19 protein-coding genes and 1 riboswitch are annotated in these 15861 nt (G+C 66.3%); of the genes, 4 read left to right on the plus strand and 15 right to left on the minus strand.

Features of this window, described 5'->3' with window-relative positions:
- Nucleotide 1: 1 nt before the first annotated feature.
- From trxC to gcvT, 5 genes are all read right to left on the minus strand, one after another.
- Nucleotides 2-448, minus strand: a complete 447-nt coding sequence (trxC, locus tag V5734_RS17920; protein WP_347310967.1) for a thioredoxin TrxC — start codon at nucleotides 446-448, stop codon at nucleotides 2-4.
- Nucleotides 449-508: 60 nt separating this feature from the next.
- Nucleotides 509-826: a DUF3775 domain-containing protein gene (locus V5734_RS17925; protein ID WP_347310968.1), complete on the minus strand. Its 318-nt coding sequence runs from the start codon at nucleotides 824-826 to the stop codon at nucleotides 509-511.
- Nucleotides 827-1001: 175 nt separating this feature from the next.
- Nucleotides 1002-3851, minus strand: a complete 2850-nt coding sequence (gcvP, locus tag V5734_RS17930) for an aminomethyl-transferring glycine dehydrogenase (protein ID WP_347310969.1) — start codon at nucleotides 3849-3851, stop codon at nucleotides 1002-1004.
- A gap of 11 nt (nucleotides 3852-3862) precedes the next feature.
- Nucleotides 3863-4222, minus strand: coding sequence for a glycine cleavage system protein GcvH (gene gcvH, locus V5734_RS17935; RefSeq protein ID WP_347310970.1), 360 nt, complete (start codon nucleotides 4220-4222; stop codon nucleotides 3863-3865).
- Between the two features lie 18 nt (nucleotides 4223-4240).
- A complete protein-coding gene (gene gcvT, locus V5734_RS17940) occupies nucleotides 4241-5365 on the minus strand; it encodes a glycine cleavage system aminomethyltransferase GcvT (protein WP_347310971.1) in 1125 nt (374 codons plus the stop codon).
- A 145-nt stretch (nucleotides 5366-5510) separates the two neighbouring features.
- A riboswitch (glycine riboswitch) is annotated at nucleotides 5511-5607 on the minus strand.
- A 118-nt stretch (nucleotides 5608-5725) separates the two neighbouring features.
- Between gcvT and V5734_RS17945 the strand changes: the two genes are divergently transcribed.
- Both V5734_RS17945 and pepT read left to right on the plus strand, forming a co-directional pair.
- Complete coding sequence (locus tag V5734_RS17945) at nucleotides 5726-6295, plus strand: gamma-glutamylcyclotransferase family protein (protein ID WP_347310972.1); 570 nt, start codon at nucleotides 5726-5728, stop codon at nucleotides 6293-6295.
- 15 nt (nucleotides 6296-6310) lie between these two features.
- Nucleotides 6311-7552, plus strand: a complete 1242-nt coding sequence (gene pepT, locus V5734_RS17950; RefSeq protein WP_347310973.1) for a peptidase T — start codon at nucleotides 6311-6313, stop codon at nucleotides 7550-7552.
- 60 nt (nucleotides 7553-7612) lie between these two features.
- On the opposite strand, the gene V5734_RS17955 is transcribed toward pepT, so the two are convergent.
- Entirely contained in the window at nucleotides 7613-7900 is a 288-nt protein-coding gene (locus V5734_RS17955) for a hypothetical protein (RefSeq protein ID WP_347310974.1), read from the minus strand.
- A 123-nt stretch (nucleotides 7901-8023) separates the two neighbouring features.
- Here V5734_RS17955 and V5734_RS17960 point away from each other — a divergent pair, with 123 nt between their 5' ends.
- Nucleotides 8024-8986 carry a LysR family transcriptional regulator gene (locus V5734_RS17960; RefSeq protein WP_347310975.1) on the plus strand — a complete coding sequence of 321 codons (963 nt, stop codon included), beginning with the start codon at nucleotides 8024-8026 and terminating at the stop codon, nucleotides 8984-8986.
- A 10-nt stretch (nucleotides 8987-8996) separates the two neighbouring features.
- On the opposite strand, the gene gltX is transcribed toward V5734_RS17960, so the two are convergent.
- The gene (gene gltX / locus V5734_RS17965; RefSeq protein WP_347310976.1) at nucleotides 8997-10319 is read right to left on the minus strand and encodes a glutamate--tRNA ligase; all 1323 of its coding nucleotides are present in this window, start codon (nucleotides 10317-10319) and stop codon (nucleotides 8997-8999) included.
- Between the two features lie 80 nt (nucleotides 10320-10399).
- Here gltX and V5734_RS17970 point away from each other — a divergent pair, with 80 nt between their 5' ends.
- A complete protein-coding gene (locus V5734_RS17970) occupies nucleotides 10400-10807 on the plus strand; it encodes a metallopeptidase family protein (RefSeq protein ID WP_347310977.1) in 408 nt (135 codons plus the stop codon).
- An 8-nt stretch (nucleotides 10808-10815) separates the two neighbouring features.
- Here V5734_RS17970 and V5734_RS17975 read toward each other — a convergent pair whose 3' ends face one another.
- The 8 genes from V5734_RS17975 to V5734_RS21640 form a co-directional block, all read right to left on the minus strand.
- On the minus strand, nucleotides 10816-11760 hold the full coding sequence (locus V5734_RS17975; RefSeq protein WP_347310978.1) for a 1-phosphofructokinase family hexose kinase: 945 nt from the start codon (nucleotides 11758-11760) through the stop codon (nucleotides 10816-10818).
- 193 nt (nucleotides 11761-11953) lie between these two features.
- Nucleotides 11954-13168 carry an HPP family protein gene (locus tag V5734_RS17980; protein ID WP_347310979.1) on the minus strand — a complete coding sequence of 405 codons (1215 nt, stop codon included), beginning with the start codon at nucleotides 13166-13168 and terminating at the stop codon, nucleotides 11954-11956.
- 113 nt (nucleotides 13169-13281) lie between these two features.
- Nucleotides 13282-13992 (minus strand): RNA polymerase sigma factor, encoded by a 711-nt coding sequence (locus tag V5734_RS17985; RefSeq protein ID WP_347310980.1) that lies wholly within the window; start codon nucleotides 13990-13992, stop codon nucleotides 13282-13284.
- Nucleotides 13989-14519 carry a cupredoxin domain-containing protein gene (locus tag V5734_RS17990; protein ID WP_347310981.1) on the minus strand — a complete coding sequence of 177 codons (531 nt, stop codon included), beginning with the start codon at nucleotides 14517-14519 and terminating at the stop codon, nucleotides 13989-13991. The genes V5734_RS17985 and V5734_RS17990 overlap by 4 nt, the downstream gene beginning before the upstream one ends.
- On the minus strand, nucleotides 14516-14935 hold the full coding sequence (locus tag V5734_RS17995; protein ID WP_347310982.1) for a hypothetical protein: 420 nt from the start codon (nucleotides 14933-14935) through the stop codon (nucleotides 14516-14518). The genes V5734_RS17990 and V5734_RS17995 overlap by 4 nt, the downstream gene beginning before the upstream one ends.
- A 129-nt stretch (nucleotides 14936-15064) precedes the next feature.
- Complete coding sequence (locus V5734_RS18000; protein WP_347310983.1) at nucleotides 15065-15337, minus strand: DUF6522 family protein; 273 nt, start codon at nucleotides 15335-15337, stop codon at nucleotides 15065-15067.
- The gene (locus tag V5734_RS18005) at nucleotides 15334-15567 is read right to left on the minus strand and encodes a hexameric tyrosine-coordinated heme protein (RefSeq protein ID WP_347310984.1); all 234 of its coding nucleotides are present in this window, start codon (nucleotides 15565-15567) and stop codon (nucleotides 15334-15336) included. The genes V5734_RS18000 and V5734_RS18005 overlap by 4 nt, the downstream gene beginning before the upstream one ends.
- Entirely contained in the window at nucleotides 15564-15752 is a 189-nt protein-coding gene (locus V5734_RS21640; protein WP_432759645.1) for a DUF2189 domain-containing protein, read from the minus strand. The genes V5734_RS18005 and V5734_RS21640 overlap by 4 nt, the downstream gene beginning before the upstream one ends.
- Between the last annotated feature and the right edge of the window lie 109 nt (nucleotides 15753-15861).

Here is a 15861-nt window from a genome sequence, read left to right on the forward strand (position 1 = left end):
ATCAGACGGCCGCGCCGGCCTTCGAGCGGACGAACGCCTCGATCTCGGCCGCCGGACGGGCGCCGGGCAGACGCGCCACTTCGCGGCCCTTGTGCCAGAGGATCAGAAGCGGAATGCCCCGAATGCCAAGCCGCTGCGACACGGCCGGATGATCCTGCGTGTCGATCTTGGCAAAGCGCGCCCGACCCTTCAGCGCCTGCGCGGCCTTGGCGAATTCCGGCGCCATCATCCGGCAGGGCCCGCACCAGGGCGCCCAGTAATCGACGATCAGCGGCAACTCGTCGCCGCGCGTCAGCTTGTCGTGGCCCGCGAGATCGAGTTCCGCCACCTTGCCCGTCACCAACGGATCCCCGCAAGAGCCGCATTTCGGCCCCTCGGCAAGCCGCGCCGCCGGCACGCGGTTGGCCTGCCCGCAGGTCGCGCAGATCAGTTTCACGGCTTCCGCCATCGGATCACCTCATATTCGATTTGAGGAATATATTGGGTGCCCGCCCCCGCCCCGCAAGGGTCAGAGGAGATCCTCTTCCTCGCCCGTGACATCTATACCCAGCGCCTCGAGGCCGGCCTCCAGATTCTCGGCCAGATGCGGCATCCCCATCAGGTAATCCTCGGTCGGGGTCGTCGCCTCGGTCGCCGCGGTTTCAACCGCGTCGTCGAACTCCTCCGCCTCGAAAGAGCCGCGCCCGACCCAAGCGATGGCGGTCAGTTGCGCCTTCTCGTCGGTGTTGAGGCCGGCGATGAACTCGTGCAACTGCGCTTCCGCGACGGATCCTTCACGGGCCAGAAGGATGACCTGAACGACCGTGGCCGGGGCGATGTCCAACATCGGCGCTGTTCCTTTGCTTTTCCTGCCCGCCAAGAAAATCATGACGGCGCGGCCCGCACCTTGTCCAAGATCAACTTCGGATCACCGGGCGGTGGTGCTGTCCGCATCCGCCCCTACGCATGAAGGGACGGATGCACTACGGAAAAACTACACGAAAACTACGGCGGTGGGACCGCTATTCCGCCGCGTCGGCATAGCTTTCGACCGGCGGGCAGATACAGACGAGGTGACGGTCGCCATAGACGTTGTCCACCCGCCCGACCGGCGGCCAGTATTTGTCCACCCGGAACGCGCCCGGCGGGAAGCAGCCCTGTTCGCGGCTGTAGGGCCGGTCCCAGTCCCCGATCAGCGCGTTGACCGTGTGGGGGGCGTGTTTCAGCGGGTTGTTCTCGGGGTCGATCTCGCCCTTCTCGATCGCCGCGATCTCGTCGCGGATCGACAGCATCGCGGTGACGAAACGATCCAGCTCGGCCTTGGTCTCCGATTCCGTCGGCTCCACCATCAGCGTGCCGGCGACCGGCCAGCTCATCGTCGGGGCGTGGAAACCGTTGTCGATCAGGCGCTTGGCGATGTCGTCGACGGTGACATGGGCACTGTCCGCGAAGGGCCGCGTGTCGAGAATGCATTCATGCGCCACCCGTCCGTTCCGCCCCTTGAAGAGGACGCCGTAGGCCCCTTCGAGGCGCTTCGCGATGTAGTTGGCGTTGAGGATCGCCACCTTCGTCGCCTGGGTCAGCCCGGCCCCGCCCATCATCAGGATGTACGCCCAGGAGATCGGCAGGATCGAGGCGGAGCCGTGCGGCGCCGCACTCACCGGCCCTTCGGTGCCGCCGGTCTCGGGATGGCCCGGCAGATGCGGCGCGAGATGCGCCTTCACGCCGATCGGCCCCATGCCGGGTCCGCCGCCGCCATGCGGGATGCAGAAGGTCTTGTGGAGGTTCAGGTGGCTGACATCGCCCCCCAGATCGCCGGGCCGGACGAGCCCGACCATCGCATTCATGTTGGCGCCGTCGATATACACCTGACCGCCGAATTTGTGCGTGATTTCACAAACTTCGCGCACCGTCTCCTCGAAGACGCCGTGGGTTGAGGGATAGGTGATCATGCAGGCGGCAAGGTTGTCGCCCGCGGCTTCGGCCTTGGCGCGGAAATCCTCGACGTCGATATCGCCGTTCTCGGCCGACTTCACCACGACCACCTTCATCCCCGCCATCTGGGCCGAGGCCGGGTTGGTGCCGTGGGCCGAGACCGGGATGAGGCAGATGTCGCGGTGCCCGTGCCCCCTCGCCTCGTGATAGGCCTGAATGGTCAGAAGCCCGGCATATTCACCTTGCGCGCCCGAATTGGGCTGAAGGCTCATCGCATCGTAGCCGGTGATCTCGCACAGTTTGTCCGACAGGTCGTGGAAAAGCTCGGCATAGCCCTGCGCCTGCTCGGCCGGCGCGAAGGGATGCAGGTTGGAGAATTCCGGCCAGGTGATCGGCATCATCTCGGCAGCCGCGTTGAGCTTCATGGTGCACGAGCCAAGCGGAATCATCGCCCGGTCCAATGCAAGGTCGCGGTCGGCGAGGCGGCGCATGTAGCGCATCATCTCGGTCTCGGCCCGGTTCATGTGGAAGACCGGATGGGCCAGGTAGCCGCTCTGACGCAGAAGCGCTTCGGGGATGCGGTAGCGCGGCGTGTAGTCGTCGTCCTTCCGGTCGATCCCGAAGGCCCGCCACAGCCGCTCGACGGTATCGCGCCGCGTGGTCTCGTCGAGCGAGATGCCGATCTTCGTCTCACCCACCTTGCGCAGGTTGATTCGCTCCTTGCGCGCGGCCTTGATGATCACGCCCTGCATCGGCCCGACATCGACGGTGATCGTGTCGAAGAAGTGCTTCGGGCTGATCTTGTAGCCCGCCTCCTCCAGCCCGCGCGCGACGCGCACGGCCTTGCGGTGTACACGCTGGGCGATGGCCTTCAGCCCCTCGGGGCCGTGGAAGACCGCGTAGAACGACGCCATGTTCGCCAGAAGCGCCTGCGCCGTGCAGACGTTCGACGTGGCCTTTTCACGGCGGATATGTTGTTCGCGGGTCTGGAGGCTGAGGCGATAGGCCTTGCCGCCCTGCGCGTCGATGGAGACGCCGACGATCCGGCCGGGCATCGACCTTTTGTGCTCGTCCTTGCAGGCCATGTAGGCCGCCGACGGGCCGCCGAAACCCATCGGCACGCCGAAACGCTGGGTCGAGCCCACCGCGATATCCGCCCCCATCGCGCCCGGCTCCTTGAGGATGGTCAGGGCGAGCGGGTCGGCGATGACGATGCCGACGGCGTTGGCGGCATGGAGCCTCGCGATATGATCGGAGAAGTCGGTCAGGTGACCATAGGTGCCGGGATACTGGAAGATCGCGCCGAAGACCGTCTCCGCGTCGATCTTGTCGGGATTGCCGACGATCACCTCGATCCCGAGGGGCTTAGCCCGCGTTTCGATCACCGCGATGTTCTGCGGGTGGCAGTTCTCGTCGACGAAGAAGGCGGTCGCTTTCGATTTCGCCACGCGCTGCGCCATCGTCATCGCCTCGGCCGCCGCCGTCGCCTCGTCCAGAAGCGAGGCATTGGCGATCTCGAGCCCGGTGAGGTCGCAGACCATCGTCTGGTAGTTCAGAAGCGCCTCGAGCCGGCCCTGGCTGATCTCGGGCTGATAAGGGGTGTAGGCCGTGTACCAGGCGGGATTTTCAAGGATATTCCGCTGGATCGCCGGCGGGCATACGGTGCCGTAGAAGCCCTGCCCGATCATCGTGGTGAAGACCTTGTTCTTCTTCGCCACCTGCCGCATGAACCACAAGAGTTCGCGCTCGGACTTCGGCTTGCCGAAATCGAGCGGCTTGTCCTGCCTCAGGCTCTTGGGGACGGTCTGGTCGATCAGTTCGTCAAGATCCTTCACCCCCAGCACCTTGAACATCTCCTCCATCTCGGCCGGGGACGGGCCGATATGGCGGCGGTTGGCGAAGTCGTAGGGAAGATAGCCGGTGGGGGTGAAGGGCATGGGTTTCGTCCTTATCCGATCAGGTCCTTGTACGCGGCTTCGTCCATCATTCCGTCGAGCGCGGAGAGGTCGGCCACCTTCATCTTGAAGAACCAGGCCTTGCCGGTCGGATCCTCGTTCACCATGCTGGGATTGTCGGCAAGATCGCCGTTGACCTCGACGATCTCCCCGTCGAGGGGCGCCCGGATGTCGGAGGCGGCCTTGACGCTTTCGATCACGCAGATCTCATCGTCCTTCGACACCGCCTTGCCCGGTTCGGGCAGTTCGACGAAGACAACGTCGCCAAGCTGCTCGGACGCATGATCTGTGATGCCGACGACGACCAGATCGCCTTCGACGCGGAGCCATTCATGATCTTCGGTATATTTCATCGGTCTCTTTCCTGTTGACTAGCGTTTGTAGTTGTTCGGCTGGAACGGCATCGGGGAAATGACAGCCGGCAGACGCTTGCCGCGCACTTCGCCGTAGACCATCGTCCCCTCGCTCAGGCCGGCAGGCAAGTAGCCCATCGCCATCGGCGCCTCGATCGACGGCCCGAAACCGCCCGACGTGACAATGCCGATCGCCGCCCCGCCTTCGGGTTCGGCAAAGATCTCCGTTCCCTCGCGCATCGGTGCGCGGCCTTCGGGGCGCAGACCGACGCGACGGCGCGACGGACCTTCGGCGAGTTCCTTCAGAATGCGCTTCGCCCCCGGGAAGCCGCCTTCGCGCGCGCCGCCGGCGCGGCGCGCCTTCTGGATCGCCCAGGTGAGGTTACCCTCCACCGGAGAGGTGCTTTCGTCGATGTCATGGCCGTAAAGGCACATGCCGGCTTCGAGCCGCAGGCTGTCGCGGGCTCCAAGACCGATCGGCGCAACCTCCGCCATATCGAGAAGCCGGCGGACGAAGGTTTCGGCAAATGCCTCGGGCACGGAAATCTCGAACCCGTCCTCGCCGGTATAGCCCGACCGCGAGATCCAGAGCTCGACCGTGTCCCATTGCCGGATCGCCACATCCATGAAGCTGAGGTCCGCGACATCCGGTACCAGCCGGGCAAGCGCCGTTTCGGCCTTCGGCCCCTGAAGCGCGACGAGCGCGCGCCCCTCGACCATGCCGACGTCGCAATCGGGAAGACCGGATTTCAGATGCGCGAGGTCGGCGTCCTTGCAGGCGGCGTTAACCACCAGGAAGAGGTGATCGCCGCGGTTCGCCACCATCAGGTCGTCGAGAATTCCGCCCGCGTCGTTGGTGAACATCGCATAGCGCTGGCGGCCTTCCTTGAGGCCGAGGATATCGACAGGCACCAGCCGCTCAAGCGCCAGCGCCGCGTCCTCGACCCGTCCCGACTTCGCGGTCAGAAGGATCTGGCCCATATGGCTGACATCGAACAGCCCCGCTTCGGAGCGGGTGTGAAGATGTTCCTTCAACACCCCCATCGGGTATTGCACCGGCATCTCGTACCCAGCGAAGGGGACCATCTTGCCGCCGAGACTTACATGCAGATCGTATAGAACCGTCCGTTCCAGGTCGGCCATTGCCGTCCTCCCCTAATCCTGGCCGGTCCTGAAAGTCCGGCATCGCCAAGGGCGGCCGAAGCCTCCCATTCCGACGCCCCCTCTGTCCTTTCGCCTGAGATCGTTATCCCTTCGGCGGGCCGCATGGCCTCTCTCCAGAGTTTCGCTGTCAGGACGGTCCTTGCGCCTGAGAGTTTACCGGGGCGGTTGCTCCTTCGGCACCGGAAGGGCGTTCGCCCGCCGGATTCTCCCGATCCTGACGGGATCTGGTTAGCGCGGATCGACCTGTCTAGGCAAGAGGGTATGCAATGGGATACGACACTTTGCCGTGCGGGTCCGACACCTCTTGCGCTGCTTCCCCCACCACGCGAAGAAGGAAGGATGACCGCCGACCGCCATCCCGCCTTCTTCGGCTACGGCTCGCTCGTCAACCGGGCGACGCATGATTACGCGCCCGGCGAACCGGCGCGCCTTTCGGGGTGGCGGCGGGTCTGGCGGCACACAAATTTGCGCGACTGGCCCTATCTTTCGGCCGAGCCGGCAACGGCGGAGATCGACGGCCTCGTCGCCGCCGTCCCGCGCGACGACTGGGCGCTCCTCGACCGGCGCGAGGCGGCGTACCGGCGCCACGCGCTCTCCCATGACAGGATAACGACCGCGCCGCACTGGGCGCACCGGGTCGAGATCTACGCGGTGGACGACGGTCACGCCCTGCCGGCGAACGCGCATCCGATCCTTCTTAGCTATCTCGATACCGTGGTGCAGGGGTTCCTGAGAGAATTCGGAGAGGCGGGCGTCACGCGCTTCTTCGCGACGACGGCAGATTGGGCGCCGCTTCTCGATGACCGCGCCGCGCCGCACTATCCCCGTCACCAGCCCACCAGCGCCGTCGAGCGGCGGCTGGTCGACGACCACACCGCCGCCCTTGGCCTGACGCGCCGCAAGGCCTGATCCCGGAGATACGAGATGAGAACGGATTTCGACCGTGAACTGGAAGAGCGCCTCGTGCGCTACACCGCCATCGACACGCAGAGCGACGAGAACACCGGGTCGAAACCGAGCACCGCGACCCAGCTCGATCTACAGCGTCTTCTCGTGGCGGAACTGGCCGAGATCGGCGCCTCGGAGGTGCGGCTGACCGATTATGGCGCGGTTCTCGCGACGATCCCGGCAACTGCCGACAACGCCCCGACGATCGGCTTTCTCGCCCATGTCGACACCGCTCCGCAATTCAACGCGACGGGCGTGAAACCGGTGGTTCACCGCAGCTACAACGGCGGCGCGATCAGCTTCGCAGACGCGCCGGCGCTGACGCTCTCGCCCGAGATCTCGCCGCGTCTCGGCGAAAAGACCGGCCATGACATCATCACGGCAAGCGGCACCACGCTGCTTGGCGCCGACGACAAGGCCGGCGTCGCAGTGATCATGAGCGCGGCGCGGCACCTTCTGGCCCATCCCACGGTCCCGCACGGCAAGATCCGCGTCGCCTTCACGCCGGACGAGGAAATCGGCCAGGGCGTCGACGAACGGCTGCCCGCCGATCTCGGCGTCGATTTCGCCTATACGTTCGATGGCGCCGCGGTGGGGGAGGTCGAGTACGAAAGCTTTTCCGCCAACGGGGCTGTCGTGACGATCAAGGGCGTCTCGATCCATCCCGGCACGGCGAAAGACAAGCTCGTCAACGCGCTTCACCTCGGCGCGAAGATCGTCCAGACCCTGCCGCACGTCACCATGACGCCGGAGACGACCGAGGATCGCGACGGTTTCATCCACGTCTACGAGATGAAGGGGTCGGCGGCAGAGGTCGTGCTGAAGTTCATCCTGCGGGATTTCGAACTCGATGGCCTTGCGGCCAAGGGCGATCTTCTGCGGCAGGTCTGCGCGACGGTGCAGGCGACCGAGCCGCGCGCGGAGATCGCCTGCGCGATCCGCGCCCAATACCGGAACATGCGCTATTGGCTGGAAAAGGACATGGCGCCGGTGGACCTTGCCCGCAATGCCTGCCGGGATCTCGGGGTGGAGCCTATCTCGGTCCCGATCCGCGGCGGCACCGACGGATCGCGGCTGACCGAGATGGGGGTGCCCTGCCCCAACCTATTCACCGGGATGCAGGAAATCCACGGGCCGCTGGAATGGATCAGCGTTCAGGACATGGCGGTGGCGACGCAGCTTTGCCTGAAGATCGCGGAGCGGGCGACGAGGCGCTAGGGCCTCGCATGTGCGCCGCGCCCGGCGGTGTGCGGGCGCGACCAAGACGCGACGGGACGTTCAGCCGCGAAGCGGGAAGAGAAGCTCGTGGATTCCGACATTTGGCGCCCCGACGATCTTGTAGACAGACGGAATCGTCTTCGCGAGGTCGCTTTGGCGGAACTCGGCGATGGCCTCGGCGGAGTCCCAGAGGTAGAGCCCGCCGTAATGGTTCGGCTTCGCGGATTTCAGGTAGAATTTCTGCACCAGCGAGGGCAGCGCGCGGAACTCGGGCGAGCGTGCTTCCGCGATGTTGAGAACCTCACGCTCGGTGAGTGACGTTTCGAACTGGACGAACTGCATAAACATCTTCTCTCTCCTAGGTTGGTGGTTCCGGGATCGGCCTTCCGATCTGGATTCACCCTAACCTGTTCCTTTTCGCATTAAGATCCGCCAATATGGCTGGATGATTTTGCAAAAACGGACAGGATGATGCCTGAGATCCTGCGCGAGCGCCTGCCCCCCCAGACGCGACTGGAATGGAACGATCTGGAACTGATCCTCGCCATCTGCCGGGCGGAAAGCCTGTCGGGGGCGGCGCGGATCCTCGGCCAGACCCATTCGACGATCTTCCGCCGGATCAATGCGGTCGAGGCGCGGACCGGCGTCCGGTTCTTCGACCGATTCCCGCATGGCTATGTGATGACCGATGCCGGGCGCGCGGCGATGGCGACGGCCGAACGGGTCGAAAACGAGGTGCTGGCCCTCGGCCGCGAGGTCCTGGGCCAGGACGAGCGCCTGCGCGGCCGCATCCGCGTGACCTGCCCGGAAGCCTTTGCCGAAGAACACGCCCCCGGGATCGTCGCGCGTTTCTGCCGGGACCATCCCGAGATCCAGATCGACCTTGTCCCCGGCCACGGGGCCGTCGACCTCAACCGGCGCGAGGCCGAGGTGGCGATCCGCGCGACACGGGCCGCGCCCGACACCGCCTTCGGGCGCCGGATCTGCGAATTCCGCTTCGCGCTTTACGCATCAGAAGGCTATCTGGCGACAGCCGGCGACCTGCCGTTGCAGGCCCACAGCTACTGCCTGATCGAGGGCACGCTCGGCTGGCTTGTGCCGCATATCTGGAAGACGAAGGAGGCCGGAGAGCCGCAAGTCGTGTTCCAGTGCCGCGCCTCCCGCGCCGTCCAGAACGCGGGGGCCGAGGGGCTCGGGATCACGTTCCTGCCGTGCTATGTCGGCGATGCGGATGACCGGCTTCTCAGGGTATCCGACCCCATCGCGGCGCTCGACCTCGATCTCTGGGTCCTGACGCATCGTGATCTGACGAATACCGCGCGGGTCCGGGCGCTGATGACCCATCTTTACGGGGAACTGAGCGCGCGGGCCTACCTCTTCGGCGGCGACATGAAGCCGCCGACGACCGTCAACTTTCTGAAACGCGGGGCCTAGGCGCGCTGCCTCAACCCTTCGCGCGCACTTTCTGCAGAAGCGGCATCAGGTCGGCCATTTCCGGCCCGTGCGGCTGGCCGGTCAGCGCATGGCGAAGCGGCATGAACAGCCCCTTGCCCTTGCGGCCGGTCTTTTCCTTGACCGCTTGGGTCCACTCTGCCCAGGTCGCCTCGGTGAAGGGCGGTTCGGGCAGGAGCGCCATCGCCTCTTTCACAAATTCCACGTCCTCCGGCGCGATCACCGGCTCTGCCCCGTCGCGGCAGAGCGTCCACCAGGCGCCGAGGTCGTCGAGCGTGGTGATGTTCTGCGAGGCGACGCGCCAGAAGCGCTCGGCCATCTCGGCCGGCACGCCCAAGGCCGCGATGCGGTCCTTCACCGCGTCGAACGGAAGCGCTTGGTTCCGGGCGCGCGTGAGGGGCCAGAGGTCCTCAGCGTCGAACTTCGTCGGGGCAGCGCCGAACTGCGACAGATCGAAGCCCTCGGCGATCTCGTCGAGCGACATCTTCAGCTCAACAGGCTGCGAGGAACCGAGCCGCGCCATCAGGCTCAGAAGCGCTTCCTTCGCCACGCCCTGCGCGCGAAGGTCTCGCAAGCTGAGCGTTCCGAGCCGCTTCGACAGCCCCTCGCCCTGCGGGCCGGTCAGGAGCGAATGGTGCGCGAAGGCCGGCGGGGTGCCGCCCATGGCCTTCATGATCTGCACCTGCGTCGCGGTATTGGTGACGTGGTCGGCGCCGCGCACGATATGGGTGATCCCCATGTCGACGTCGTCGACCGACGAGGCGAAGGTGTAAAGCACCTGCCCGTCCGCCCGGATCAGGACGGGATCGGAGACTGAGGCCGTGTCGATCGACACATCGCCGAGGATGCCGTCGGTCCATTCGGTCCGCTGCTGGTCGAGCTTGAAGCGCCAGTATCCGTCGCGCTCGGCCCGAAGCTTGTCCTTTTCCGCTGACGACAGCGCCAGCCCGGCGCGGTCATAGACCGGCGGCCGCCCCATGTTCAGAAGCTTCTTGCGCTTGAGGTCGAGTTCCGTCGGCGTCTCGAACACCTCGTAGAGGTCGCCGGACTGGCGCAGTTCGTCGGCGACCTCGGCATAACGTTCGAGCCGGAGAGATTGCCGCTCGATCCGGTCCCAGTGCAGGCCGAGCCAGTCGAGATCTTCCTTGATCCCGTCCGCATATTCCTGCTTCGAGCGTTCCTGATCGGTATCGTCGAGGCGCAGGATGAACGTGCCGCCGGTCTTGCGTGCGATCAGGTAGTTCATCAGCGCGGTGCGCAGGTTGCCCACGTGGATAAAGCCGGTGGGCGACGGGGCGAAACGGGTCACGGTCATGGGAAGTCTCCTCGGGCGCGCCCCCCTCTTTCACAGCACACGCATTTTGTCCATATGATGGGCCGGGCAAGGAGAACGGAATGAACGATTGGCTGGGGCGCACGGCGCCCGATCTCGACACGATCGAAACCATGGCCCGTGCGACGGTCGCGGACCTGCCGCCGCAATTCGCGGGCCCGGCCGGCGCGATCCTTCTGCGCATCGCCGATTTCCCGCCCGATGACATCCTCGACGATATGAACATCGAGAATGCATTCGATCTCACCGGCCTCTACGACGGCATTCCCATGACCGAGAAGTCGGTGATGGATGTCGTCGACCGGCCCGACACGATCTGGCTGTTCCGCCGGCCGATCCTCGACGAATGGGCGGAACGGGGCGACGTGACGCTCGGGCAGCTCGTTGCCCATGTGATGATCCACGAGCTTGCCCACCATTTCGGCTGGTCGGACGAGGAGATCGCCGAAATCGACCGCTGGTGGGAATAGGCCAGAGGTCAGACCGGGCTGACCGGGCAAGCGTCGACAAGTTTGAGGGCATCGTCACGGCTGCATAGCTCGGTCGCTTCCGTCATCACGGTCGCGCTCGCCGCCGCCATACCGTGCTGAAGCGCCTCGGACAGCGCCGCATCGCGCGCAAGCGCCAGCGTGAAGGCCGCGAGAAAGCTGTCGCCGGCGCCGACCTTGCTTTTCACCGGCACATCGGCGGCCTTGGCGAACCAGCGGTCGTCCGCCGTGGCGAGGACGGAGCCATCGGCGCCACGCGCGATGATGACGATCCGGGCGGCGCCCTGCCGGACGAGCTGTTCGGCGAAATCGGCCGTGTCGCCACGGGTCCTGAGCCGGCTGCCCGCCAGCGCCTCGGCCTCCGCCTCGTCCATGCGCAGGACGTGGACCGGGCGCCTGGGCCGCGCCGCTCGGGACAGGGTCGCACCGGACGTATCGAGAAGAAGCAGGGCGGAACGGGGCGCAAGCTGGTCGGCAAGCGTGGCCGGAAGATCATCGGGCAATCCGGGCGGGAGGCTGCCCGACAGGACGACAAGCGCATCTGGCTCGACCGTGTCGGCGATCGACGCAATGGCCCGCTCCCCGTCCGCCGCGGTCCAGTCGGGCCCGGGCAGAACAAAGCGGTATTGCTTTCCGGTGCCGCGATCCGTGACGGCGAGGCTTTCGCGCGTCTCGCCCCGGGCCGGAAAGGCCACCGTCGGCACCCCCTCCGCCGCGAGGGCCCCGGCAAGCCGTGTGCCGGTCGCACCGCCCAAAGCGACGAAGGCGCGCGCCGCGCCGCCGAACCGGGTGATGACGCGGGCCACGTTGATGCCACCCCCGCCGGGATCGACCCGAAGCCCCTCGCACCGGAGCTTTGGGCCGGGGCGCACACTTCCGACCGATGTGGTGAGATCAAGCGCGGGGTTCAGCGTGACGGTCAGGATCGGGCGCATCGGCTTTCGCGGTCGGAACGGTTACCCCCGACCCTGACAGGAAATCCGCGCCCGGGAAAGGGCGTGCTGTCAATCTCGCGCCTCGCGGGACCGGGGCGCCCGAACGGGCCGGACGACGCGCTCTTCGGCCATAGGCCCCAGATACGCCGCGTGACGGCCGTCAGAGCCCCGGACAAGAACCCGGCCAGGTGTTCTAGGACGTTGTCGACCGAGCGGCGTTGCGGGCCAGCGCCGACACCAGGTCGGATCTGGTGACGATGCCGACAATGCGGGCGCCGTCCATGACGGGGACGGCTTCGGCGCGCCCATCTTCGAGCATGGGCAGCAATGTGCCGACCGGGGTATCCTTCGTCACGGCAGGAAGGCCCACCGACATGATATCGCGGGCGCGCGGCGCCGTGCGACTGGCCGCGCCGCTCAACTCCGTCAGGGCCGCGAAGAAGCCGCTATGATGGCGCTGGGCCGCGCGGCGGGCGCTGCGGATCAGGTCGATCTGGAAGATGACGCCTTCCAGCCGGTCGCCATCTGTCACAACCGGAATCGACGTGAAGCCGTGCTTTCGAAAAAGCGCGGCAACGCGGCCGGCAGGCGTGCCGGGAGAAACCGTCACCAGATCGACCGACATGAACTCCTCGCATTTCTGCGCATCCATGTGGTGCGCGGCCGCCAGTTGTTCCGCCGCGGCGATCAGCCGGCCAAGATCCGCGACGCCGAGGTTGCTCGACTGGCGGTTGGCATCGAGGATTTGCCGCAGATCATCCGTATCAAGACCGAGCCGCTGCCCAGGAATCTTGTCCGTGGTGCCGTGGGGGCCGAGGGCATCCGGTTGTCGAAAGGGGTACACCCGTCCGGTCAGTCGATGCCAGATGATCGCGAGCCCGACGAGCACAGCCGTCCCCGCAAGGACCGGCGCAAGCACGAACCCGTATCCCAGGCGATCGACCAGATGCGGATCGAGCGCCGCGACCAGGGCCACCGCGCCTCCCGGCGGGTGAAGTGACCTCGACAGCAGCATTGCGCATATCGCGAGGGATAGCGAAAGCGCCGCGGCGCTGACAGGCTCTCTGACGAATGAAAGCACCAGAACGGCCATGAAGGCGGAAATACCGTTCCCCACAATGGCCGACCAGGGCTGGGCGAGCGGACTGTTGGGAACCGCGAAGAGCAGGACCGCCGACGCTCCGAAAGGCGCGATCAGGAAGAGCCCGTCCCAATGATGGAGCGACGGCAGGAGCAGCGCCGACCCGACGATGACGAATGCCAGGCCCGCCCCGAGCGGCCCGCGCGCGAGATCGAGGAGAGCGCCCCGGCCAATCGCCGGACCAAACGCCGAGATCCGGCGGTGCCACCGTGATGTTTGGTTTCCCTGATGTGGCATGTTCCGGCCCGTTTCGCGCGGGCGCGACACAGACTGCATCTGGGAGAAAAAGTCCAGACGGGATCCGCGTGCGAAACGGATACGTCACGCCCGATGCGCGAAACGCGGCATCCCGAGGCGCTGGTGTGGCATGCGTTTCGGGTTTAGAACATGCCCCGGGCCTGCAACCCCGAAACGACCCGGTCTGCCATATCCCGGCACCGCGCGCCGTCGAAGGGAAAGATCGCCTCGAACCCTCCTTGAACTTGCCGTTCCAGTGCCTGGCGCAAGCGGCGCCTGGCGCGAAAGAGGCGTGTCTTGACAGTGATCGCATTCAGCGACAAGTCGCGTGCGATGTCCTTTATGCTCATGCTCTCGGCGTGATGCAGCAGGAAGGGCAGCCGGAGATCGGGCGGAAGGTCCGCGACGGCCCTTTCCAGAAGGCTGCGGATCTGTGCCCGGGCCAAGGCGGCGTCCGGCATTTCCGGGCGTTGGCCGGGAAAGGCGAGAACGTGCGATGTGTCGGTCTCGGTCACTGTATCATAGTCCTCTTGGGGATGGGTGCGGCGGTTCCGCATGAGCGCCGCGTTGATGGCGATCCGCGTGATCCAGGTCGAGAAGGTTGAGGCCCCGCCGAACTGGTCAAGGCGGGTAAAGGCCGCGAGGTAGCTTTCCTGAACGACCTCCTCGGCCTCCGCATCGCTCGGGACGATCCCGCGGGCGACCCTGAAGAGCCGCGGGTTGAGCCGCCGGATCAGCTCGCGTACCGCCGCTTCGCTGCCCGATCGCGCCAGGGCGACGAGATCCGCTTCGGCGGTCGCCGGGCCGGCGGCCGCGTCGCGCCCGAGATCGCGGGTCCGGGTCCGGGCCGTCATTCCTCCACCTCCGCATCGACGCGCCCGAGCCGCAGGATATCCGCGACCGCCGGAAACGCCGCCAGAACCTCGGGCAAGACATCCTCCGTGTCGTCGCTCGGGCCGTCCCAACCGGGATCGCCCGGTCGTCCGACGACGATCCGGCCCACCATGCCCGCCATCTCGTGCGGCTGGCAGTAGAAATCATACACGCCTGGAACCGTGAGGTCGATCTCGAAGCTCTCGCCCGGCATCAGGAAGTCGCTGTCCCAGGGTTGCGCGCCCTCGGGAATACGCGGCTTCCGGTCGAGGAAGTCGGGGTGATAGGCCGTGCTCGTGTGGCTCATGCCCGGGTCGCGGTTCACGAAGCGGATCGTCGTGCCGGGCGCGACGGCAAGGCCGGACGGCGCGAACCAGACCCGTTCGCCGCGCGCCGTGCCGTGCATCTCGATGATCTCCGAGGGTGCGGCCGTGACACGGACGGACATCGTGAGGGTGGCGAGCGCGCCACCCCCGAGGGTCAGAACCATGCGTCGGGACGTCTTCATTCCGCAAGCCGCCCCTTCGCCTCGTCGTCGTGGTAGAGCACGACATGGGCATGCGGCTTTTCCACGCCGGGATGGCCGGCGTTGTAGTAGATGTCGACACCCGCCACGGTGTGCGCCCCCACGCCGAGACCGTCATAGGCGGTCCCGCCCTGAAGATCCTCCAGCGGCGTCATGTAGACGGTCGCCGACAGCTTGCCATCGTGGTCGTAGGCAAGGAACGGGCCGGCCGGCAGGGTCGCGGGATCGACGAACAATGTCCCGAGGCCCGGGATGAATTCCGGCAGCGGAAGCGCATCGCTCACCTGAACGTAGGGCGCGCCCGGAGGCGACTGCTCCAGCGCCTTTTCGTCATGCGCAACGGAAACGCCCGTGGTCGCGACAAGCATCGCGGCGGCCAGCGGCAGTAGTTTTTTCATGTCTCGTCCTTTCCTGAACAGGGCAGCCCCCATCGGCGCTACCTGACCCATTGGATGCGAAGGGTCGGGAAAGGTTCCCACGAACGGGAAATTTTTCGCGGGCAAGGGACATGCCGCAGCGGCAGCGTGTCAGGGCATGATCGACGGAACCGGGGCGACATCGAAGACCGACCGCTTCAAAAGCGCGCCCTCCGCGTTGACGGTCAGGCGCAGGGCGCGTCCCTCGTGGTAGAAGGTCAGCCGCCATCGCCCGGCATCGGCGCCGCTGCCGGTCTCGCAGCGCGAGGTGATGCGGCCGTCCCGCATCGACGCCCTGATCTCGGGCGCCGGACGGCCGAACGCGGCGGAGAGGATCGTCGCGTCCACCACGAAGCCGTCGCCGTCGCGTTCGATGCCGTTCATCCGGGGATCTTCCAGTAGTCGTTGGCCGCGGCAACGGTGGCGAAATGCGTGGCCACGACCTGACTGACGGCGATCAGCGCTTCGGCATCCTCGGCGTATTCGGGCCTTAGCCGGTCGCGCACCGCCGCGTCGGGCTGTGTCGCCTTGACCGCGACGCGCGCGAGCTTGATGGCAAGGTCATAGCCTTCCTCCGGTGTCGCGGTTCTGAGTGTCGGGAGCCAGCCGGTCATGGGAACCTCCTTCGTTGTTCCGTGGAAATCTCGCGGCTTGAGCCCATCGCGGCCCGCGCATCGGTCCGCCGCGACACGAGCATGGGAACGGAAAAGACGCTGACCGCGAAGGCGAAGGCCGCGAACAGCCCGCCCACCAGCGTGCCTGTCGCGATCAGCGTCCATCCCCGGGGCGTCGTCAACACGTTCGTCAACGCATCGGCGGCGCCCGGGAAAGGGGTGAGTCCGAAGAAGCGCGGCGAGCAGGAGGGCGGCCTGCCGTTCGGGGATGCTCAGGGTTCCGGTCATCTCTCC

It is taken from the genome of Defluviimonas sp. SAOS-178_SWC, from assembly GCF_039830135.1.
Taxonomy (GTDB): domain Bacteria; phylum Pseudomonadota; class Alphaproteobacteria; order Rhodobacterales; family Rhodobacteraceae; genus Albidovulum.